This is a genomic window from Streptococcus sp. V919 (assembly GCF_054353475.1).
In genome coordinates this window covers 285410-308244 of record NZ_JBTHHY010000001.1, presented here as the reverse complement: position 1 = coordinate 308244, position 22835 = coordinate 285410, and the positions used below count along the sequence as shown (strand labels likewise).

At 40.5% G+C, this 22835-nt stretch carries 21 protein-coding genes and 2 tRNA genes; all 23 read right to left on the bottom strand.

Going from position 1 to position 22835, the window contains the following annotated elements; genetic code table 11:
- Positions 1–7: 7 nt before the first annotated feature.
- On the bottom strand, positions 8–1420 hold the full coding sequence (gene sufB, locus ACXYSK_RS01580; RefSeq protein ID WP_458624813.1) for a Fe-S cluster assembly protein SufB: 1413 nt from the start codon (positions 1418–1420) through the stop codon (positions 8–10).
- 66 nt (positions 1421–1486) lie between these two features.
- Entirely contained in the window at positions 1487–1918 is a 432-nt protein-coding gene (gene sufU, locus ACXYSK_RS01575) for a Fe-S cluster assembly sulfur transfer protein SufU (protein WP_414307473.1), read from the bottom strand.
- A complete protein-coding gene (locus tag ACXYSK_RS01570) occupies positions 1905–3131 on the bottom strand; it encodes a cysteine desulfurase (protein WP_458624812.1) in 1227 nt (408 codons plus the stop codon). Before ACXYSK_RS01570 ends, sufU begins: the two co-directional genes overlap by 14 nt.
- A gap of 10 nt (positions 3132–3141) precedes the next feature.
- Positions 3142–4404: a Fe-S cluster assembly protein SufD gene (gene sufD / locus ACXYSK_RS01565; protein WP_458624811.1), complete on the bottom strand. Its 1263-nt coding sequence runs from the start codon at positions 4402–4404 to the stop codon at positions 3142–3144.
- Between the two features lie 27 nt (positions 4405–4431).
- Positions 4432–5202: a Fe-S cluster assembly ATPase SufC gene (gene sufC / locus ACXYSK_RS01560; protein ID WP_000114489.1), complete on the bottom strand. Its 771-nt coding sequence runs from the start codon at positions 5200–5202 to the stop codon at positions 4432–4434.
- Between the two features lie 152 nt (positions 5203–5354).
- A complete protein-coding gene (locus ACXYSK_RS01555; RefSeq protein WP_004253242.1) occupies positions 5355–5549 on the bottom strand; it encodes a DUF3272 family protein in 195 nt (64 codons plus the stop codon).
- Between the two features lie 22 nt (positions 5550–5571).
- Positions 5572–7236, bottom strand: coding sequence for a DNA polymerase III subunit gamma/tau (gene dnaX / locus ACXYSK_RS01550; RefSeq protein WP_458624810.1), 1665 nt, complete (start codon positions 7234–7236; stop codon positions 5572–5574).
- Positions 7236–7733: a GAF domain-containing protein gene (locus ACXYSK_RS01545; RefSeq protein WP_458624809.1), complete on the bottom strand. Its 498-nt coding sequence runs from the start codon at positions 7731–7733 to the stop codon at positions 7236–7238. The genes dnaX and ACXYSK_RS01545 overlap by 1 nt, the downstream gene beginning before the upstream one ends.
- Positions 7734–7818: 85 nt before the next feature.
- Positions 7819–9021, bottom strand: coding sequence for a 30S ribosomal protein S1 (gene rpsA / locus ACXYSK_RS01540; RefSeq protein WP_006145742.1), 1203 nt, complete (start codon positions 9019–9021; stop codon positions 7819–7821).
- 158 nt (positions 9022–9179) lie between these two features.
- Positions 9180–9251, bottom strand: a tRNA-Gln gene (locus ACXYSK_RS01535).
- 9 nt (positions 9252–9260) lie between these two features.
- Positions 9261–9341: transfer RNA gene (locus ACXYSK_RS01530), tRNA-Tyr, on the bottom strand.
- Positions 9342–9390: 49 nt separating this feature from the next.
- The gene (locus tag ACXYSK_RS01525) at positions 9391–9621 is read right to left on the bottom strand and encodes a DUF2969 domain-containing protein (RefSeq protein WP_458624808.1); all 231 of its coding nucleotides are present in this window, start codon (positions 9619–9621) and stop codon (positions 9391–9393) included.
- A gap of 134 nt (positions 9622–9755) precedes the next feature.
- On the bottom strand, positions 9756–10400 hold the full coding sequence (pcp, locus tag ACXYSK_RS01520; RefSeq protein ID WP_458624807.1) for a pyroglutamyl-peptidase I: 645 nt from the start codon (positions 10398–10400) through the stop codon (positions 9756–9758).
- 13 nt (positions 10401–10413) lie between these two features.
- Positions 10414–11337, bottom strand: a complete 924-nt coding sequence (locus ACXYSK_RS01515; RefSeq protein ID WP_458624806.1) for a DUF979 domain-containing protein — start codon at positions 11335–11337, stop codon at positions 10414–10416.
- Positions 11334–12023 carry a DUF969 domain-containing protein gene (locus ACXYSK_RS01510; RefSeq protein WP_458624805.1) on the bottom strand — a complete coding sequence of 230 codons (690 nt, stop codon included), beginning with the start codon at positions 12021–12023 and terminating at the stop codon, positions 11334–11336. Before ACXYSK_RS01510 ends, ACXYSK_RS01515 begins: the two co-directional genes overlap by 4 nt.
- 31 nt (positions 12024–12054) lie before the next feature.
- On the bottom strand, positions 12055–14022 hold the full coding sequence (locus tag ACXYSK_RS01505) for a peptide ABC transporter substrate-binding protein (protein ID WP_441348086.1): 1968 nt from the start codon (positions 14020–14022) through the stop codon (positions 12055–12057).
- Between the two features lie 21 nt (positions 14023–14043).
- On the bottom strand, positions 14044–15066 hold the full coding sequence (locus tag ACXYSK_RS01500) for a branched-chain amino acid aminotransferase (protein WP_458624804.1): 1023 nt from the start codon (positions 15064–15066) through the stop codon (positions 14044–14046).
- Positions 15067–15190: 124 nt separating this feature from the next.
- On the bottom strand, positions 15191–17668 hold the full coding sequence (gene parC, locus ACXYSK_RS01495; RefSeq protein ID WP_458624803.1) for a DNA topoisomerase IV subunit A: 2478 nt from the start codon (positions 17666–17668) through the stop codon (positions 15191–15193).
- Positions 17669–17854: 186 nt separating this feature from the next.
- The gene (locus tag ACXYSK_RS01490) at positions 17855–18673 is read right to left on the bottom strand and encodes an aminoglycoside 6-adenylyltransferase (RefSeq protein WP_458624802.1); all 819 of its coding nucleotides are present in this window, start codon (positions 18671–18673) and stop codon (positions 17855–17857) included.
- Positions 18663–19205 (bottom strand): hypothetical protein, encoded by a 543-nt coding sequence (locus ACXYSK_RS01485; RefSeq protein WP_458624801.1) that lies wholly within the window; start codon positions 19203–19205, stop codon positions 18663–18665. The genes ACXYSK_RS01490 and ACXYSK_RS01485 overlap by 11 nt, the downstream gene beginning before the upstream one ends.
- A gap of 49 nt (positions 19206–19254) precedes the next feature.
- Entirely contained in the window at positions 19255–21198 is a 1944-nt protein-coding gene (gene parE, locus ACXYSK_RS01480; protein ID WP_006151256.1) for a DNA topoisomerase IV subunit B, read from the bottom strand.
- A gap of 146 nt (positions 21199–21344) precedes the next feature.
- Entirely contained in the window at positions 21345–22187 is an 843-nt protein-coding gene (locus ACXYSK_RS01475) for an amino acid ABC transporter substrate-binding protein (RefSeq protein WP_235083309.1), read from the bottom strand.
- A gap of 9 nt (positions 22188–22196) precedes the next feature.
- On the bottom strand, positions 22197–22826 hold the full coding sequence (locus tag ACXYSK_RS01470) for an amino acid ABC transporter ATP-binding protein (protein ID WP_303943906.1): 630 nt from the start codon (positions 22824–22826) through the stop codon (positions 22197–22199).
- Between the last annotated feature and the right edge of the window lie 9 nt (positions 22827–22835).

The following is a 22835-nucleotide window of genomic DNA, read 5'->3' as shown; positions in this document are numbered from 1 at the left end:
ATATAGTCTAGCCAACTGATCCTTCCATTTCGTAGCTAATCAAGCGGTTAAGCTCAACTGCATATTCCATTGGAAGTTCTTTGGTGAAAGGCTCTACAAATCCCATGACAATCATTTCAGTTGCTTCTTGCTCTGATAATCCACGACTCATGAGGTAGTAAAGTTGTTCTTCTGAAATCTTAGAAACCTTAGCTTCGTGCTCCAAAGCAACTTGCGAGTTATGAATTTCATTAAACGGAATTGTGTCAGATGCAGACAAGTCATCCATGATAATAGTATCACACTCAATGTGAGAAACAGATTTCTTAGAGTTTTTGTTAAAGGTTACTTGTCCACGGTAGTCTACCTTACCACCACCTTTAGCGATAGACTTAGATACGATAGATGAACTAGTATGCGGTGCATTGTGGATCATCTTGGCACCAGTATCCTGGTGTTGCCCTGCATTAGCAAAGGCAATAGAAAGCATGGTACCACGCGCTCCTTCTCCATCTAAGTATACAGATGGATATTTCATAGTTGTTTTGGCACCCAAGTTCCCATCAATCCACTCAACAGTCGCATCTTTTTGAGCCTTAGCGCGTTTTGTTACCAAGTTATAGACATTATCAGACCAGTTTTGAATAGTCGTATAACGCATATATGCTCCGTCCAAAGCAAAGATTTCTACAATAGCAGCATGCAAGCTGTTGCTTGAATATGTTGGCGCTGTACATCCTTCTACGTAGTGGACACTTGCTCCCTCATCAACGATAATCAGAGTACGTTCAAACTGACCAGTATTTTCATTGTTGATACGGAAGTAAGTTTGAAGTGGAATATCCACTTTAACTCCTTTTGGTACATAGATAAAGGTTCCACCTGACCATACTGCTGAATTGAGGGCAGCTAACTTGTTATCTGTCGGCGGTACTAACTTCGCAAAGTATTGTTTAAACAAGTCTGGGTATTCCTTGAGGGCAGAATCTGTATCTGTAAAGATGATACCTAACTTCTCAAATTCTTCCTTCATGTTATGGTAAACCACTTCTGACTCATACTGGGCAGAAGCTCCAGCAAGATAAGCACGCTCAGCTTCAGGAATCCCAATACGTTCAAAGGTTTCTTTGATTTTTTCAGGAACTTCATCCCAAGAACGAGCTGGTTTATCAGATGGTTTTTGGTAGTAAATCAAGTCATTAAAATCAATCTCTGACAAGTCTGCTCCCCATGTTTGCATGGGCATTTTTTTGAAGGTTTCATAAGACTTCAAACGGAATTCTAACATCCACTCAGGCTCACCCTTAGCAGCTGATAGTTCACGAATGACATCTTCATTCAATCCTTTTCCTGTCGATAGGACAGGCTCTACATCATCATGGAAACCAAATTTATATTCACCAAGGTCAATTGGTTTTGGTTCTACTCTTTCTTCAGCCATAATATCCTTTCTTTCATTCTTCATTACTTATGATTAATAAAACAAAGAAACTTTGTCTTATTTTTTTTATTGGTCTTCAATTGTTTTTTTAAGGGCGTTCCAAGCAAGGGTTGCGCATTTGATTCGTTGAGGAAACTTGGCAACTCCTGATAAGAAAGCTGCATCTCCAAGTTGATCTTGACGCTCATCCTTTTGACCTTGAACCATTTCAGAAAAGATGGTTGCAAGCTCTAGGATTTCTTGCTTGGTCTTTCCTAAGACTGCATCTGTCATCATACTAGCGGAAGCAGTTGAAATCGTACAACCAGAGTTTAGAAAAGCAATATCTTCCAAACGATTATCTGCATTAAACTTAACAGAGAGATTAATCACATCACCACAGGTTGGATTGTTAAGACTGATTTGTTCAGCATCTTCTAGCTTCCCTTGGTGATGGGGATTTTTCGAATGGTCTGCCACCACTGCCATATAAAGGCTATCTAGTTTAGAAAGTGCCATTGAAAAACTCCTTTGTCTTTTGTAAAGCATCGACTAACTTGTCGCAATCTGCCTTGGTATTGTAGATATAAAAACTTGCACGAGCTGTTGCTGGAACTTCTAAATACTGGAGCAAAGGTTGAGCGCAATGGTGACCGGCACGAACCGCTACTCCTTCATAATCCAGAGCTGTCGCAAGGTCGTGAGGATGAAGGTCTCCTAGATTAAAGGCAATAACACCTGAACGTTGAGCCAAATCTTGCGAACCGTAAATGGTCAATCCTTCAATGGCCCGCAATTTTGGAAAGACATATGCGATCAATTCCTGTTCATGAGCTTCAATCGCATCCATCCCAAGATTTTCAAGATAATCTACTGCAGCTGCAAGTCCGATCGCACCTGCCATATTGGGAGTTCCGGCCTCGAATTTCCAAGGCAATTCTTTCCAACTAGCAGATTGCTCATATACGAAATCAATCATCTCGCCACCAAACTCCACCGGTGACATTTGTTCCAGATACTTTTCTTTGCCATAAAGAACACCGATGCCTGTCGGACCAGCCATCTTGTGACCTGAGAAGGCAAAGAAGTCTACATCCAAGTCCTGGACATCAATCTTCATATGAGGTGTAGACTGAGCACCATCCACCACCATAATAGCTCCAACTTCATGAGCCATTTGCGTGATTTCTTTGATAGGATTAACCACTCCAAGAACGTTTGATGCGTGAGCTAGTGAAACAAATTTAACTTTGTCAGTCAATTTAGAACGCAAGTCATCCATATCAAGAGCTCCGTCCTTGAGATAGACATACACAAGCTCTGCCCCAGTCTTTCGACAAGCTTCCTGCCATGGAATAATATTGGAATGGTGTTCCATGACTGAAATCAAGACTTGGTCTCCCTCGGTCAAGACCTCCTCAGCGAAGCGCGCTACCCAGTTGAGACCAGTTGTGGTACCTCTGGTAAAGAGAACTTCCTTTGTCGAACCTGCATTGATGAACTTACGAATAGTTTCACGAGCAGCTTCATAGGATGCTGTCGCTCGTTCTGCCAAAGTGTGAACTCCACGGTGAACATTGGCATTGTCCTGCTCATAGTAGTGATTAATGGCTTCCAGAACTGCTAATGGTTTTTGTGTCGTCGCAGCATTGTCCAGATAGACCAAAGGCTCGTCGTTGACAATCTGGTCTAAAATCGGAAAATCCTTGCGAATCACTTCTACATCTAACATAGGCTTCCCCTTAGCGTTTTGACAATTTTTCTTCGATCGTCGCAATCATTTCATCACGAACTTCCTTGACTGGAATCTCAACGATAACTGATCCAAGGAATCCACGTACAACCAAGCGTTCTGCAGTTGCTTGATCTAAACCACGGCTCATAAGGTAGTACATATCTTCTGGATCTACTTGACCGATAGAGGCTGCGTGACCTGCAGTAACATCATTTTCGTCAATCAAAAGAATTGGGTTAGCATCTGAACGAGCTTGGTCAGAAAGCATGAGAACACGGCTTTCTTGTTGAGCATCTGCTCCCTTAGCACCCTTGATGATGTGTCCGATACCGTTGAAGGTCAAAGTTGCTTTTTCAAGGATAACCCCATGTTGAAGGATATTACCGATAGAGTTGCAACCATAGTTAGTCACTCGAGTATCAATCCCTTGAACCTGACGGCCACTTGAAAGCGCTACAACCTTAAGATCTGCATGGCTACCATTACCAATCAAGTCACTATCAAAGTCAGCAACAACATTTCCTTCATTCATGACACCGATAGCCCAGTCAATACTTGCATCGTTGCCCAATTTACCACGGCGGCTAATGTAGGTTGTGACGTTCTCTCCTAGACGGTCAATCGCAGCAAACTTCACTTGCGCGCCTGAACGAGCAATCACTTCTACTGTGATATTGGCAGTTGCCTTAGCACTACCTTCACCACGTGACTCCAGACGCTCAAGGTAGCTAATCTTACTATTCTTACCAGCGATAATGAGGATATGCTTGTTAAATGGCACATCGCTATCGCTATCTTGATAGAAAATTCCTTCGATTGGTTCAGCAATCTCAACATTATCAGGTATGTAGAGAACAGCACCACTGTTAAAATAAGCAGTGTGATAAGCTGCCAGCTTGTCATCATCGTACTTAACAGATGACATGAAGAATTCTTCTACAAGTTCTGGGATTTCTTCTAAAGCTGAGTGGAAGTCTGTAAAGAGCACTCCTTGTTCAGCCAACTCAACTGGAATTTGTTCGAAAACAGTTTGGGTTCCTACTTGCACCAACTTCAAGTGATTGTCTAGAGCAGTGAAGTCAGGTACATTTGCTGACGGTTCACTTTCTGTAATAGTTCCATCACCCAGATTCCAACGGTGAAATTTAACACGCTCAATAACTGGTAATTCTAAACTCTCAATCTTATCAAAGGCTTTTTGACGGAGGTCAGCCAACCAGCTTGGTTCAGCATGCATTTCTGAAAAAAGTTTAATAGTTTCTTTAGTCATTTACTTCTCCTAAAAGATACGAGCGAATTACAATTCTTCCTTGTAGTCATAGCCAAGTTCTTCAGCTAATTTTGCGTATCCTTCACGTTCCAAACGTGCAGCCAATTCTGGACCACCAGAAAGAACAACACGACCTTCCATCATAACGTGTACTACATCTGGCGTGATATAGTTCAAGAGACGTTGATAGTGAGTAATGATCATTGCACCAAAGCCTTCGCCACGCATAGCATTGACACCTTTAGAAACAACTTTAAGAGCATCGATATCAAGACCAGAGTCAATCTCATCAAGAAGGGCAAAAGTTGGTTCCAACATCAAGAGTTGTAGAATTTCGTTACGTTTTTTCTCACCACCAGAGAATCCTTCATTAAGGTAACGCTCAGCCATTTCTTCTTTCATGTTGAGCAATTCCATTTTTTCGTCTAGCTTAGTGATAAATTCGCGAACTGAAATCTTTTCGTCATCTTCTTTACCAGCATTCATGGCTGCACGAAGAAATTCAGCATTTGTGATTCCAGGAATTTCTGATGGGTATTGCATAGCAAGGAAAAGTCCCATGCGCGCACGCTCGTCAACTTCCAATTCAAGGATATTTACACCGTCAAACAAGACTTCACCTTTAGTGACTTCATAGTTCGGGTTTCCCATAATTGCAGCTGAAAGAGTAGACTTACCGGTACCATTTGGTCCCATGATAGCTGCAATTTCACCTGTTTTAAGAGTCAGGTTGACTCCTTTTAAAATTTCTTTTCCTTCAATTTCAACGTGAAGATCTTTGATCTCTAATACTGACATGATAGTTCCTTTCTTTTCAATCCTTTTTACAGTACCCACTAAAATTCAACTTTTTAAAGTCTTAGAAAATACGGTAAAATGTCAATAAATATACCTTTATAGTATAACAAAAAAAAGCCTAAAAGGCTTTGATTTTGTCTAGAAGCTAGGAGCTACTTCTTCCCTTGAAAATGATCATCTATAGCGCTCACAATTTTACCCATGATATAGCTCACGCGAAAATTTCTCAGGATCAAAATAGCCCAAAGCAAGGCCACGATATACCGTTGCTCCATGATGGATTCATTAAAGAAATAAGTCTCAGCAGCAGTAAATAAGGCCATGATAATAAATTGTTGTCTGTTCATAGTCTTTTACCACAACTTTCTATTAGTCTTCTGCTATGGTCACTTTATCTGCTAAAAATTCAAAGCCTTGAGGAAGTATGGATTCTTCGGGTTCTTCCTTATTGACCTGTTCTTGAGAACCTTTAGCTCTGCTTGAAAATGCAGCTCGAACTTCCTTCCATTCATCCATAGAAATAGCAAGAATCTCTGGAGAAAATCCAGCAGCACGACTAAGAATATTGCCAAACATGGTGTTGAGATTGTCTCGTTTCATGGTTTGACCAGCATTGAAATTCGATTCAAAAGCCAAAATCGCATGGTGTTCATTAGCTGCAACAGGTTGAGAACCAGCCAAGAGTGCCTTATCTGGTCCTGATAAGCTTTCGATGACTTCTCCCCAAGCATTCTGAAGACGGATTAAGTTTTGACGGGCTAAGTCTGGATTTTCTACTGCTTCTTGAAGAATAGACTGTACCTTATTTCGGTCTACACGATAGATGGACTTATTGTTCGTCGGACGACTCGGTGTCGAAACAGATTGTTTTGGGGTAGACCCTACATTAGCAAGAGCTTGTTTTAACCGTGCAACTTCTTCTCGTAGAGAAGATAATTCTTCAGCAACCTCACCTGAAAGTTCTGGTTGAGAATCAATTTCTGCTAAACGAATGGTCATCATTTCAGCATAAATCTTAGGCTGTAAGCTAGCTTTAATATCAGCCAGACTTTTAGTAGCAAGACTAATCATCTCAAACAAGATATCCTGCGGAAGGTCCAAATTTCTCTCAAATCCATCACTATGGTGAGTATTCTCTCCGCCTGCTTGAACAATTAAGATATCACGTAAGTATTGTAGTAAATCCACTACAAACCGTGTCATGCTCTTCCCATTCTCAAAGATTAAGTCCAGATTTTCTAAGGCAGCTGTTACATCCTTTTGAGCTAAAGCAGCCACGTAATGATCTAAGGCACTTAAACTAATGGTCCCAGTGATTTCCTCAGAAACTGCTGTAGTAAGAGTAGTTTCCTGTGTTAAGCTTAATGCCTGGTCTAAGATAGATAAGGCGTCCCGCATACCACCTTCAGCTCGTCGAGCAATAATTTCGACAGCTTCTGTCTCGTAATCAATTCCTTCTTTTTCCAAAATCTGGAAGATATGATCACGAATATCCTGAGTCTTAATAGACTTAAACTCAAATCGTTGAACACGAGATAAAATCGTTGCAGGAATTTTATGCAACTCTGTCGTTGCCAGAATAAAAACGACATTTGGAGTAGGTTCTTCCAGTGTTTTCAAAAGAGCATTAAAGGCACCTGTTGAAAGCATATGGACCTCGTCAATGATATAGACCTTATACTGAGCTATACTTGGAGCATAGGTTGATTTATCACGGATATCACGAATTTCATCAACCCCATTATTAGAAGCAGCATCCATTTCGATAACGTCTTCTAAACTTCCTTCCGTTACCGCTTGACAGATATAACAGTTATTACAAGGTTCTCCCCCTACTTGATTAGAGCAGTTCATAGCCTTGGCAAATATTTTGGCTACACTGGTTTTGCCAGTTCCACGAGGCCCTGAAAATAGGTAGGCGTGACTGATTTTATCTTGTTCCACAGCCTGTTTAAGGGTTCGAGCAATAACATCCTGGCCCACTAACTGTGAAAAATTTTGACTTCTATATTTTCGATAAAGCGCCTGATACATTATGCTTTCTCCTCAAACATTGAAAATATCCATTCTGTTTTTTCCAATAAGATGGTAACAAATTCTTCTAAATAGCGTTGATCAATTTCATCATAATCATCAACATGAGATGAATCTAAATCTAATACTCCAAGAAGCTGTCCATTTTTTACCATTGGAAGAACAATCTCACTACGAGCACTACTATCACAAGAAATATAGTTGGGATAGGTCTTCACATCACCAACGATAACCGTTTGACAACTAGCCGCAGACTCTCCACAAACGCCTTTCCCAAGTGGGATTCTAACACATGAAACTCCACCTTGAAAAGGCCCTAAAATAAGCTCATTTCCGTCATATAAATAGAAACCTGCAAAGACAGTACGAGGAAAGTTCATTTTTAAGAGAGCGCTGGCATTTGATAGATTAGCCAACACATTGGTCTCACCTTCTAAAAGTGCCGTGAGCTGAGCATTGACCATCTGATAAATTGATTCTTTTTCGGAATATAACATAAAACCATTATATCAAAAAATACTAGTTGAAAAAAGAAAAATCCCTTGTTTTAACAACAAAGGATTTGTAATTAAATCTGATTGATTAAAGTTCGATGTCTCCGAACAAGTCAGCCATTGAGAATCCAGTTTGTGTTTCTGGAAGTTCAAAGTCACGTTTTTCTTGACGTTTTGGACGACGTGGACGTGGAGCACGTTTTTCTTCGTTTTGTCCTTCTTCTTGAGCTGGACGTTCTTCAAGAGCCTTGATAGAAAGTGAAACGCGTTCTGCATCAGCGTTAACATCAAGAACTTTAACAGTAACTTCTTGACCAACTGTAAGAGCTTCTTTTGGATTTTCAATACGTTTGTGTGAAATTTGTGATACGTGAACAAGTCCATCAATACCTGGCAATACTTCAACAAATGCACCGAAGTCAGTCAAACGTTTAACTGTACCTTCTACAACGTCACCTTTAGCCAATTTTTGCTCAACGCCATCCCATGGTCCAGGTGTTGTTGCTTTAAGTGAAAGTGATACACGTCCTTCTTCTTCGTTAAGATCAAGGATTTTCACTTCAACTTCTTCACCAACAGTTACTACTGATTTAGGTGAAACGTTACGTTCGTGTGACAATTCAGTCAAGTGAACCAATCCATCAACACCACCAAGGTCGATGAAAGCACCGAAGCTTGTGATACGTGCAACTTTACCAGTTACAACATCACCAACAGCCAATTTACCGAATACTTCAGCACGAGCTGCAGCAGTAGCTGCTTCTACAACTTCACGACGTGAAAGGATGAAGCGGTTTTCTTTAGGGTCAACTTCTTTGATTTTAGCTTCAAATTCTTGACCTACAAAACGCTCAGTGTTACGTACGAAACGTGTATCCAACATTGAAGCTGGGATAAATCCACGCAAACCTTCAAATTCTACTGAAAGTCCACCTTTAACAGCGCGAGTTCCTTTAACTGTAACAACTTCTTCTTCACGTCCTACAAGTTTGTCCCATGCTTTGCGAGCTTCAAGGCGTTTTTTAGATACAAGGTATGTTACTGTATCAGTATCTTTACCAACTACTTGACGAAGTACAAGAACATCAAATACTTCACCTACTTTTACAAAGTCATTGATATCTGCATCGCGATCGTTTGTCAATTCGCGAAGAGTCAAGACACCTTCAACACCAGTTCCTGAGATTGCAACGTTAGCTTGATTAGCATCAACTGTCAATACTTCAGCACTAACAACATCACCAGGTTCAACTTGGCTAACGCTATTTAGCAAATCTTCAAATTCATTCATCTAAAAAATCCTCCAACAATCAAGTTTTTTAACTTGACATACTTATAATTTTTTTCCTAAGCACCCGCAACGACATGAACATCTCGAACGTCCTTCAATTATAAAAATAAAATACCCTAAGATATTTTGCTTTTCATCTTGAATTTATTACCTAAGAACTGGGGTAGCTGGATTCGAACCAACGCATGAGGGAGTCAAAGTCCCTTGCCTTACCGCTTGGCTATACCCCAAAAGTGAAATGGAGAGAGAGGGATTCGAACCCCCGAACCCGAAGGAGCGGATTTACAGTCCGCCGCGTTTAGCCTCTTCGCTATCTCTCCGATAATGAACAAAACCTATTATATCATGAAAAATTGCAAAAAACAAGCATTATTTTGCTAAATTATAGTTTTCAATCAATATTTCCACAGCTTTTTCAAGATTCTTGTAAAAACTATCGACATTTCCATTCTTTATGATTGCAAATTGGTTGTCTAGTTCGGCAATTTTACCGATTAACTTTTTACCAATCATTAAGGTATAACCATCGTAGTTATCTTTTCCAACTGCTACTTTAGCATCTGACAACTGAATCTCAATTTTTTTATCTTTTTTACTCATACCATACCTCTTTTCACTTTCTCTATTTTACAAGAAATTCCCCGATCTCGCAAGAAAAAACTCTCTACCAAGCTAATCTTGGCAAAGAGTTCCTTGAATCGTCTAGAGAAATTTTTTCCTTGAATTTTAGTCAATTAATGGGTTGCTCCACCAACTATTTTCAAGTCCTTATTTTTGTAGTCTACGATAGCACCAATCGCAGCTTCGATACCTCGGACAATATCTCTTAAGCACATGGATGCAGTATTAGGCTTATTTACCACTTGTTCGGTCATATAGGGAATATGCATAAAGCCTGCTCTCATATGTGGAAACTTTTTATCCGCTAAATAGAGAGCCTGATACATTAAATGGTTGCAAACAAAGGTTCCAGCTGTATTGGATACTGTAGCTGGCAGCCCTAGCTCTTTTATGGCTTGTACCATTGCTTTGATAGGGAGCGTGCTAAAATAGGCAGCTTCTCCATCTAGGCGAATAGGTGTGTCAATCGGTTGATTCCCTTGGTTATCTGGAATTCTTGCATCATCTTGATTGATGGCAACTCGTTCAGGAGTTAAACTAGCTCTACCTCCTGCTTGTCCGATGCAGAGTACCACATCTGGTTGATAACGGACAATTTCTGCTTCTAAAACCTCTGCTGATTGATAAAAGACTGTTGGAATCTCTACCCCGCGTATCTCCGCTCCATGAATTACAGACGGCAATGATTTAACTGCTTCCAGAGCTGGATTGACCTTTTCACCACCGAAAGGATCAAAACCTGTAACTAATATTTTCATTTTATTTCCTTTGCTAAAACGCCAAATAGTACATTAAAAATACATGTAGGATTATCATGATAACAGCCACTCCTACTTGCGCTTTGATAACGCCATTTGGATCTTTCATCTCCAAAAGTGCTGCCGGTAATGCATTAAAGTTAGCAGCCATTGGAGTCAGTAAGGTCCCACAGCAACCTGCTGTCATTGCAAGTGCAGCGGCTACGATTGGATCAGCTCCCAAGGCAAATACAAAGGGAACACCAATTCCAGCAGTAATGACTGTGAAAGCCGCAAATGCATTCCCCATTATCATGGAAAATAGAACCATACCAAGGACATAAGCTACTACTCCCATAAAACGACTACCCGAAGGTACTAGACCGCTTATTAAATGCGAAATCAAGTCTCCAACTCCAGCTACAGTAAAAATTGCCCCCAAAGCACCTAAAAGTTGAGGAACTATCCCACTGGTTGAAACTTGCTGGACCATGCGATTGTTTTCTGCTAATAAGCTCTTAGGAGAACTCTTGGTAATCAAAAGAAGAGACAGGGTTGCAAAAAATGCTGCAAGGCTGATAGCTACCTTACTAAACTCAGGAATTACTTTTGCTAATACTAAAGCAATCAAAGCCATTAACATGACTGGGATAAAAATTTTATTCTTTAATCGTTTGGCTTCAATATTTGCCTTGACTTCATCCAGAGACGGCAAGGTTCCGATACGAATCTGTTTAAAGAGCGTCAGTAGGGCTAAGAGCACTACGATTACTCCAATATAGAGAGACGGTAGATAGGAGCCACCAATAAAACTGATACCCAATAAAGCCCAAAACCCAGCCGTTCCAAAGCGAACTGGGTTTGTTTTATCTCTATAGCTACAATAAGCCGTATGAAGGAATTGACAACCAATCACAATATAGGTCAATTCTAATAACTGTCTTGCTAGATTGGTCATTCTTGTTTTCCTTTACTAACCTTTTTTGCTAGCAGTTTTTTATCGAACAGGTAATTGTAAATCCCTACTACAATAAGGGCAACTCCTGCAATAATAAGTGAAGCCGAAGCGATGCCTGCATAATTACTTTCGTAACCTAATTGGTCCAGAGTGCCCCCAACTAAGAGGACACCACCTGCACCAACGAAAGTATTCTGAGCAAAGAAATTTGCAAAATTATCATTTGCTGCTGCACGCGCTTTTAGCGCTTCGCTCTCCTGCTCCGTTAATTTTCTACCTAATTGTGACTCCGCTGCTGCTTGTCCCATGGGTTGAACCAAAGGCCTTACAAACTGCGGATGTCCTCCTAGACGAATGGCAAAGAAACCATCGAGTTCCCGAAAAAAGAAATACACTGTATAAAAACTTCCTACAGTCAGTCCTTTAATCTTTTGAATCAAGTCAATCGAACGTTGCTTGAGCCCAAAAGTTTCAGATAAACCTACCAGTGGCAAAGTCACTATAAAAATCGTCAGAACTCGTTGATTACTAAATTCTTTTCCCAAAATTTCCAAGAACTCAACAAGAGAAACTCCAGAAACTAGAGCTGTAACTAAACTAGCTAAGACTACTGTTGCAATGGTATCTAATTTATAGATAAAACCAACCACAATGATAAGTATCCCTATTAGTTTAATCCATTCCATATAGGCTCCTTTTCCAAAATACTAGTATGGTTTATTTGACATGACTTTCTAGTTCTTTTTGGTATTTATTGTTTGATTCCAATTTCTCTTTTTGCCATTTTTCAAGAGCTGCTTGATATTCTTTAGCCGTTACAATCTCTTTTTGCAATTTCATGCCCTTGAAGATATATGGATCACCCTTGATACCTACTTGTGAGTATGGTTTAGAGAATGGAACGACGTTGCTGACTACTGGTGAGCCTCCTGATGAAGCTGTCGGCATCAAGAGAGAACTATCAGTAAGCCATGCTTGAGCTTTGGCATATTTTTCATATCTCTTGTCCAAGTCATTTGTCTCAGAAACTGCATCATCCAAGAGTTTCTTATATTCATCCAAACCAAGTTGAGCTACTACTTCCTTGTCTTTACCTTTCGTAATACCAAGGTGTTTCATAGCAGAACCAGTTTTAGGATCCATGATATTTAGATAACTTGCTGGGTCTTGATAGCTTGGAGCCCAACCAGTGCTATTCAAGTCATAGTCTTTCTGAGCAGGAACACGTGCTTGAGATGTAATACTTTCCTTCTCGTTATCAGTCATCTGAAGAACATCGATAACGACATTTTCAGAACCAAGAGTTGACTCGATTGATTGTTTAAAGGAATTGCTTTGTTGAACTGCAATTGTATCTGTTTGCTCAACTGGAACATCCAAGTGAATTGGGAAAGTTACACCTTTTGCTTCCAATTCTTTCTTAGCTTTCTCAAACGAAGCTTTGGCTTTATCAGGATTGTAGATGGTATCTTTTCCGTCTACAAGCTCAACGCCTTTCCATTGGTCGCCGTAGTTAACCAATTCTGCTTGAGCGATGTCACCAAAGTTTTTACCGCCAGATTGTACAAAGTTATCTGGAACTAGGCTGTTACGAATAATCTTATCCGCACCATCTTCACCATTGAGCTGTGCAGCATAAGAATGACGGTTGAAGGCAAAGTTGATTGCTTGACGGAAGTCCTTGTTCAACATTGCTTCTTTTGTAGAAGTTTTTTGTTCTTCGCTTGTTTTTGCTGTCTTATTGTATGATTGACGGTTTACGTTAAAGGTAAAGTAGTAACTAGTTGAATCCTGTGGGCTGTAAGTAATTTTGTCTCCGTATTGTTCCAAAGTAGAAGCAAAGTTTGAGCTACTTGGGAAAATACGAGCTGTTGTATAAACACCTGAAGAGAAACTACGGATTAATGATTCTTGGTCTGAACCATCATAATAAGTCAATTTAACCTTCTCGATTTTAACCTTCTCTTTATCCCAATAATTTGGATTCTTTTCGTATTCGATTAAAGATTTTGAAGTCAAAGTCTTCAAGATATATGGACCGTTATAAAGGATACCTGATGGGCTGACAGCTCCGTAATTTTTACCTGAAGCTTTAAGGAATTCTTCATTTACCGGCAACATAGTTGCTGAAGTCACTTTTGAATTCCAAAAACTTTCAGGTGCATTAAGAGTATACTGGACTGTGTAGTCATCCAACGCCTTAACCCCAACTGTTGAGAAGTCGTTAGTCTCACCAGTCATATATTCATTCAAGCCCTTGATGGAGTTTTGAATAAGAGTGACGCCGTCTGATTTACCATCTGCTACGTGTTTTAGTCCAGTAACAAAGTCATGCGCAGTTACTTCAGCGTATTCTTCTCCTTCAGAAGTATACCATTTAACTCCTTTACGAAGTTTATAAGTATAAGTCAAACCGTCTTGTGAGACGCTCCAATCCTCAGCTAGAGATGGAACCAAATTTCCATATTCGTCGTTTTCCAACAATCCATCAACAACGTTACCGATGATATCCGTTGTTGAAGTACGAGTTGCAATACTGTAGTCCAAAGATGATGGGTCTACTCCATAGACATAAGAGAAGGTAGTAGGTGCGTCTGCTTCCTTGTCAGCTTTACCACAAGCCACAAGAAGAACTGCTGTACTCAGGACAACTCCTGTTGTCAACATCCACTTTTTCGTTTTCATAAAGATCTCCTATAATAATGTTTAATCTACTTTTACAATCCAGCCTTCTGGTGCTTCAATGTCACCAAATTGGATACCTGTCAATTCATCGTATAGTTTACGAGTCACTGGACCAACCTCTGTTTCACTGTAGAAAACATGGAAGTCATCACCGTGTTGGATTCCCCCAATAGGTGAAATTACGGCTGCAGTACCACAGGCACCTGCTTCTACAAATCGATCCAGACTATCAATTGGTACATCTCCCTCAACAGGCTTCAAGCCTAAACGATGCTCTGCCAAGTAAAGCAATGAATACTTGGTAATGGATGGCAAGATTGATGGACTCAGTGGCGTTACGAACTCGTTGTCAGCTGTAATCCCAAAGAAGTTTGCTGAGCCTACTTCTTCAATCTTGGTGTGGGTTGACGGGTCAAGATAAATAACGTCTGAGAAATGACGGGATTTAGCCATTTTTCCCGGTAAAAGACTAGCTGCATAGTTCCCACCGACCTTGGCAGCCCCTGTTCCATTTGGTGCAGCACGGTCATACTCATCTTGAATCAAGAAGTTTGTTGGAACCAAACCACCTTTAAAGTAATTTCCAACTGGCATGGCAAAGATGGTGAAAATATACTCCTCTGCTGGTTTTACCCCAATGATATCTCCAACACCAATCAAAAGTGGACGGAGGTAGAGGGTTCCACCAGTCCCATAAGGTGGTACGTATTCTTCATTGGCACGAACAACAGCTTTACATGCTTCTACAAACATTTCTGTTGGAACTTGAGGCATCAAGAGACGATCACAGGTGCGTTGCAGACGTTTGGCATTTTCATCTGGACGAAAGAGTTGTACGCTACCATCCTTTGTACGATAGGCTTTTAATCCTTCAAATGCTTGTTGTCCATAGTGAAGACTTGGAGATGATTCTGAAATGTGAAGAGTTGGGTCCTCGGTTAATTCTCCTTGAGTCCATTGTCCATTTTTATAATAAGCGATATAACGATAAGGTAGTTTCATATAGGAAAAACCGAGATTTTCCCAATCGATTGTAACTGTCATGACAATCTCCTTTATTCTAATCAAGCTTTGTGTTCTATTCTACACTATTCTCCTAAAAATTCAAGTATTATTTGTAATTTTCTGAAAATTTTGCTTATAAAAAATCAGTCACTAGGACTGATTTTTAATTTTCTTTATCTTCTTTAAAGACTTCTTTGAGGTAGGCATCAAAAACTTCTTCATCAGAAATAGTATCTGAGATAAAGCTTCCATTACTTGTACGCTCTGATAGATTCAAATCTTGTAGGATTGCTTCGTAAATCATTCCATTATTTGATTGAATGACAAGCGTTTGTTCGCCATCTTCTACTTCTGTACTAAAGAGATCTCCGATAAATCCTTGTTCTGAGACAGCACCGGCCAAGAAGACGCGATGTGGTTTACTCTTCAATTCTCTCAGAACTTGAAGACCACGCTTAGCGCGACTAGTTGCTGGAATTTCCTCTGTTGATACACGTTTCAAGCTTCCACGTTGCGTTAACAGATAGAAAGATGAAGTATTGCAGATAAAGGCGGCTTGAAGCTCATCATCTGCTTTCAGATTCATAGCTTTAACACCTGCAGCCTTGGCTCCAACAACTGGAACCTCTTCGATATTAAAGCGAAGGGCATATCCATTTTTACTAATCAACAAAACATCATCCAATTTAATCGGAGCTACTGCTACAATCTGGTCACTATCGTCTTTCAACTTAGCATATTTGACCGATTTAGAACGATAGGTTCTCCATGGAGAGAATTCTTTGCGTTCAACACGTTTGATTTGTCCAAGGCGAGTCGCTGCAAAGTAGGTCGTCGCATCATCAAACTGATCCACAACTTCAACATAGAGCACTTCTTCATTAGTTTCAAAGTTTGTAATCGTTTGGCTCAAGTGCTCCCCGATATCCTTCCAACGGATATCTGCCAACTCATGGACAGGGCGGTAAATGACATTCCCAAGCGTTGTAAAGATCAAGAGGTGCTGGGTGGTTTTGACAGATTGGACAAATAGCAATCGGTCATCATCCCGTTTGCCAATTTCTTCTAAGGTCGAAGCTGCGAAAGAACGAGGGCTAGTACGCTTAATATAGCCTGCCTTAGTCACGCTGACGTATGTATCTTCTTCAGCAATCAGACTAGCTGTATCAATCTCGATGACTTTTGCTGTATCTTCTAAAGTACTCAAACGTGGAGTCGCAAATTTCTTCTTGACCTCACGGAGTTCTTTCTTCATGAGATTGTACATGGTTCGTTCGTCACCGATAATAGCTGCAAGCATAGCAATCTTCTCACGAAGTTCTGCTTCTTCTTCTTGCAAGACAACCACGTCTGTATTGGTCAAACGATAAAGTTGCAAAGTAACGATAGCTTCAGCTTGTTCTTCCGTAAATTCATAGCTGACCTTGAGGTTTTCCTTGGCATCAGCCTTATTCTCAGAAGCACGGATAAGGGCAATGACTTCATCCAAAATAGAGATAACGCGAATCAAACCTTCCACGATATGGAGACGTTTTTCAGCCTTTTCCTTGTCAAAGCGAGAACGCGCCAAAATGACTTCACGACGGTGGGCAATATAACTAGACAAGATTGGCACAATCCCAACCTGACGAGGTGTGAAATTGTCAATCGCCACCATGTTGAAGTTGTAGTTGATTTGCAGGTCAGTGTATTTGAAAAGGTAGTTGAGAACAAGTTCCGTGTTCGCATCTTTTTTGAGTTCTATAGCGATGCGAAGACCATCACGATCAGACTCATCACGAACCTCAGCGATACCTGCCACCTTGTTATTGACACGGACTTCATCGATTTTCTTGACCAAGTTAGCCTTATTGATTTCATAAGGAATCTCAGTGATAACGATTTGTTCCTTACCACCTTTAAGCTTCTCAATTTCTGTCTTAGAACGAACAACCACGCGCCCTTTACCAGTTTCATAGGCCTTTTTGATTTCATCACGACCTTGGATAATGGCACCAGTAGGGAAATCTGGCCCAGGCAAGAATTCCATGAGCTTTTCAACCTTAGCAGTCGGGTGATCAATCATATAAACCGTAGCTTCAATAACTTCGGCCAAATTATGCGGTGGAATATCTGTGGCATATCCAGCCGAAATCCCAGTCGAACCATTGACTAAGAGGTTTGGAAAAGCCGCTGGCAAGACAGTTGGCTCTTTTTCAGTATCATCAAAGTTCCAAGCAAAAGGAACTGTCTTTTTCTCGATATCCTGAAGAAGGTAGCCTGCAATCTCAGACAAGCGGGCCTCGGTATAACGCATAGCCGCAGGCGGATCCCCGTCCATAGAACCGTTGTTCCCATGCATTTCAACTAGAATCTCACGGTTTTTCCAGTCCTGAGACATGCGGACCATGGCATCATAGATAGAAGAATCTCCGTGTGGGTGGAAATTACCCATGATGTTCCCGACAGACTTGGCTGATTTACGGTAGCTCTTATCAAAAGTATTGCCATCCTTATTCATCGAATAAAGAATACGGCGTTGAACCGGCTTCAATCCATCACGAATGTCTGGCAAAGCCCGGTCTTGAATGATGTATTTGGAGTAGCGCCCAAAGCGCTCTCCCATGATGTCCTCAAGGGACATGTTTTGAATGTTACTCATATAAGATACAAAGGGACGTTTCAGCTTGCCGAAAATTTCTGTAGAAAAATAGGAAATCGATGCAGGGTTCAATGAACCCTAGACGATTTATCTTTTTTCATAAGAAATTAGTCCCGTGTTCAGTTATTTTATATAACTAAACTATCCTTTCTGTAGTTTAAATTGATAAATAGAGTTCTTTATTTCTTAGTAATTAGGAAGTTTTGACTCAGCATACTGAATCATCTTCTCAGCTACTTCCCTATCGTATTCAAAGCCCATCTTTTGGGCAAGTATTTGAGCTTCTTGTTGGAAAATTTGCATCGTAGCCAATAAAAACTGAGTGATTTTGTCTAAACTTGAGAGATCAAGTAGATTTGAGAATTCCTTCTCTTTCTCTGTAGGTAAATAATGGAAAAGATACTTGTAGTTTTTACCGATGTCGACTGCTTCTCTATCACTTGCTACCTGCCAAGCTAAGATTTTCAAGAGTTCTTGTTGGCAAATACCGTAGAGATGATCCGTCGCATAGATGACTTGCTTACGACAAATTCCTTTGACCACGTAGGCTGACACCCACCAAAATTCATTGCAGGATTTTTCAAAATCCGTCTCAGTAGCTGGGGTTATCCAGTAACGCTCTGGACTAGAAGAATAGGACTCAAACAAGCCCTTATCATCTACTAAGACTGTGAAGTCAGCTTCACTATCCACCCATTCTTGGATATGTGCTTTGGGACAGAGGGTTAGATCAATGCGATTCCCATCTTCAAATAGCATGAGATAGAGACGACGGTTGCCTAGAAGATTATGTTGCTCAATGATACGTGTGCCAAACTGGTCTAACCAAGCAAGGTCACTCGTCAAATTATCTAAGTCGTCCACGACATAAACAACATCATAGTCTTGAAACTCGTCTTTTGGTGCTTTTGTATCAGTTCGTGAACCAGATAGAGCCACAGCACCAACCTGTATCTTTTTAGCTATTTGTAAAATCAGTCCAAGTATTTCCTGGTCAGTTCTCATGTGGTTCATCCTCAGTTGCCTCTAAGTTCTGAATAACAGCATCTTCTTTTCTTTGCTTAAGAAGCTTCTGAACTCTTTTTCTTTCAAGCTCTCCGACTATGAATTGAAAGATAAAACTAATACCAAAAATTGGTAGTAGCAAAATAATTCCCATTTCTTGCGTCAGCATTATAAATAGTAGATTCATCCCTGATAAGATTGCTAAAAACCAGGCATTTATCTTTAGAAGTTTTGAGTAACTACTAGGATAATATCTGAGATGTTTGGTACTTTTATAAATAGCTGTAAAACTGAATGCTAAGCTAGCTGATGTGAAAATATAAAAGTCAAAAACATAGAAGAGCAAACCTGCATAAGGATTGGATCTTAAAGGATTATCAAATAAAAAGACACAGGTAGTTACTATGGTTAATAGTAAAAATTCAAGATAGCGGCTTTGCTCAGGTTTACCTTGTTTGGCAATTATATACATAACTGCAGCTAAAGCTAAGACTATGACAACAAATGGACTATCAAACAATAAACTTATCATGATTTATACCTCTTTTAGAGAGCTAAGATTTTGAAAAAGGAAGATTTACTTAAAATACTGTTGCTTCCTCCAGCGTAAACTTCACGTTATCCTCAATCCACTTTCGGCGTGGTTCGACCTTGTCCCCCATGAGGACATTGACACGACGTTCTGCGCGTGCTAGGTCTTCGATTGTGACACGGATGAGGGTACGAGTTTCTGGATTCATAGTTGTTTCCCATAGTTGGTCCGCATTCATCTCACCAAGTCCCTTGTAGCGTTGGAGGGTAGCACCTTTACCAAACTGCTTACGTAGTTCTTCTAGCTCACCATCTGTCCAAGCGTAGGCCACTTCTTCTTTCTTACCTTTCCCTTTTGACATCTTGTAAAGAGGTGGAAGGGCGATATAAACATGACCTGCCTCAACCAGCGGACGCATATAGCGGTAAAAGAAGGTTAAGAGAAGTGTTTGAATGTGGGCACCGTCGGTATCCGCATCGGTCATGATAATGATTTTGTCATAGTTGGCATCTTCAAGCGAGAAGTCTGCCCCAACACCAGCACCGATGGTATAAATCATGGTATTGATTTCTTCATTTTTCAGGATATCTGCCATTTTAGCCTTAGCTGTATTGATAACCTTACCACGAAGAGGCAAGATAGCTTGGAACTTGCGGTCACGACCTTGCTTAGCAGAACCACCGGCAGAGTCACCCTCGACTAGGTAGAGTTCGTTCTTAGCTGGATTTTTAGACTGGGCTGGGGTTAATTTCCCAGAAAGCAAGCCCTTGTCTTTCTTATTTTTCTTACCATTACGACTCTCATCACGCGCCTTACGTGCTGCTTCACGAGCATCGCGCGCCTTGATAGCCTTGCGAATCAGGTTAGAAGCTAGTTCTCCATTTTCCATGAGGAAGAAGGTCAACTTATCAGCCACAATTCCATCTACAACAGGACGAGCAAGGGGACTTCCTAGTTTATCCTTAGTCTGTCCTTCAAACTGCAAGTGTTCTTCAGGGACTAGAATAGAAAGAACGGCTGCTAATCCTTCACGGTAATCGGACCCTTCAAGATTTTTATCCTTTTCCTTGAGAAGACCTGTCTTACGGGCGTAGTCATTCATGACTTTGGTAATAGCAGACTTAAGTCCTGTCTCATGCGTTCCACCGTCCTTAGTGCGAACGTTATTGACAAAGGACAGGATGTTATCTGAAAATCCATCATTATACTGAAGGGCTACTTCTACTTGGAAACCATTGTCTTCGCCTTCAAAGTAGAGAACTGGTGTCAGGGTTTCCTTGTCTTCGTTGAGGTAGGAAACAAAGTCCTGAACCCCATTCTCATAGTGGAACTCGATTGACTCGTCTGTTCGCTTGTCCGTTAATGACAAGGTTACATTTTTCAAGAGAAAAGCAGACTCATTGAGACGCTCTGAAATGGTATTGTACTTGAAATCAGTCGTAGAAAAGATACTAGCATCCGGCATGAAGGTCACTTTTGTTCCTGTCTTAGATTTTGGTGCCGTTCCAACTTTTTCAAGAGTTGTTACTGGCTTCCCACCATTTTCAAAGCGTTGCTTGTAAACAGCACCATCACGCGTAATTTCTACTTCAAGCCAACTAGAGAGGGCGTTCACGACAGAAGAACCAACTCCGTGAAGACCACCAGAAGTCTTGTAACCACCTTGTCCGAATTTTCCCCCAGCATGAAGAATAGTAAAGATAACCTCAACTGTCGGAATCCCCATAGCGTGCATACCAGTTGGCATCCCACGCCCATGGTCTTGAACCGTTAAACTACCGTCTTTATTAATCGTCACATCGATACGATCACCAAATCCAGATAAGGCTTCATCGACTGCATTATCGACAATTTCCCAGACTAGGTGATGGAGACCAGCACCATCGGTGGATCCGATATACATCCCTGGACGTTTACGGACCGCATCCAACCCTTCTAGCACCTGGATGGCGTCATCATTATAATTGTTAATATTGATTTCCTTTTTTGACACAAGGAACCTCCTATTTGTTCATCTTTTCTATTTTACAGGTTTTCTAGGGATTTTGCAAAGCTTTTCTAGTTAAAAAGCCTATTCCCAAGTCCTTTTTAGCAAAAAATCGTCCATCTTCACTAAAAAAAGAAACCAAGATATACATCTTAGTTTTCTTTTCCTTTAATTTGGCTTGTAGCCACATCTTCGCCAAACCATTTCTGGCTGATTTCTTGGAATTTTCCTTCTTGATAGAGCTCGACAAAAGCCTTATTCAAATTGGCTAATAAGGTCTTGTCCGCTGGTCTTACTCCAACTGCAAAGGATTCACTCTCAAAACCAGCTGGGAAAATCTCATACTGGTCTAAGATTCCTTCAGTTTTAAGATAATAGTTGGCATAAACACGGTCAATTAAAAGAGCATCTATCCGGTCATTTTGTAAGTCAATCAAGGCTTCATTAAAACTTTGATATTGGTTAGCCTTTTGATCTTTTACAATATTTTTCAAGAGTTCAGGCTGAGCTTCAAAATCTAGATAACCCGAAGAACCTGCCTGAGCACCTAAAACTTTACCTGCCATATCAGATACTGATTGGATATTTTGTGATTTCTTAGAGACAAGAACCTGCTGATTTTCCATGTAAGGAATAGTAAAGGCTACTTTCTCACGACGTTCATCCGTCGCAGAATAGCCGTTCCAAATTGCATCAATGGTCCCATTTTGAAGCTCTGTTTCCTTCATATCCCAATCAATGGGTTGAAACTGAACCTTGAACCCAAGTTTCTCAGAAACAGCTTGGGCTAAATCAATATCAAATCCAACATATTGCCCATTCTTTTCTTCAAATCCCATAGGAACAAAAGTATTGTCAAATCCGATAGTAATTGTTCCTTGTTGTTGGTATTTTCCCCAATTATCTACTTTAGGATTGCTAGCTTTTTGCGTGCATCCTACGAGGAAAAAAGCAAGAAAGAATACCAAAACAAGGCTGATTTTCTTTCGATTCATAGACACCTCCTACTTAGGCTCTACTTTGAGAATCTGGTCAGCGATATTCTCTGCAAACTGGAGATCGTGGGTTACGACAATCTGAGTCATACCTAAGTCTCGATTTTGTAGAATCAATTTTTCAACCTCAAGGCGCAACTCTGGGTCAAGGGCTGAAGTTGGTTCGTCATAACCAATCACTTCTGGATCGATCATCATAGCGCGTGCTAAGGCAACCCTTTGCTTTTGACCACCAGATAATGAGTATGGATAAGCATCCGCGTGTGCTTCAAGACCTAGACGAGTTAGTAATTCTACTGCCTTCTTCTTAGCATCTATTTCAGACATCCCAATAGTTTTGATTGGCGACAAAATCAAATTTTCCATAACGGATAAGTGAGGAAACAGCTGAAAATCTTGAAAAACAAAACCTAACAAGTGTCGTTTTTCAAGTTCATCCAAAGGTAATAATTCTCCGTTATAAAAAATCTCTCCTGAATCAATCGTTTCTAGTCCAGCTAACATTCTTAGTAAGGTTGTCTTTCCACCACCAGAAGGACCAACGATGGCCAAAATCTGCTTTTCAGGAATTGTTAAACTGAAATTGGATAAAATTTCTTTTTTTCCAAATTTTTTGCTGATATTTCTTAACTCTAACATGGATGACCT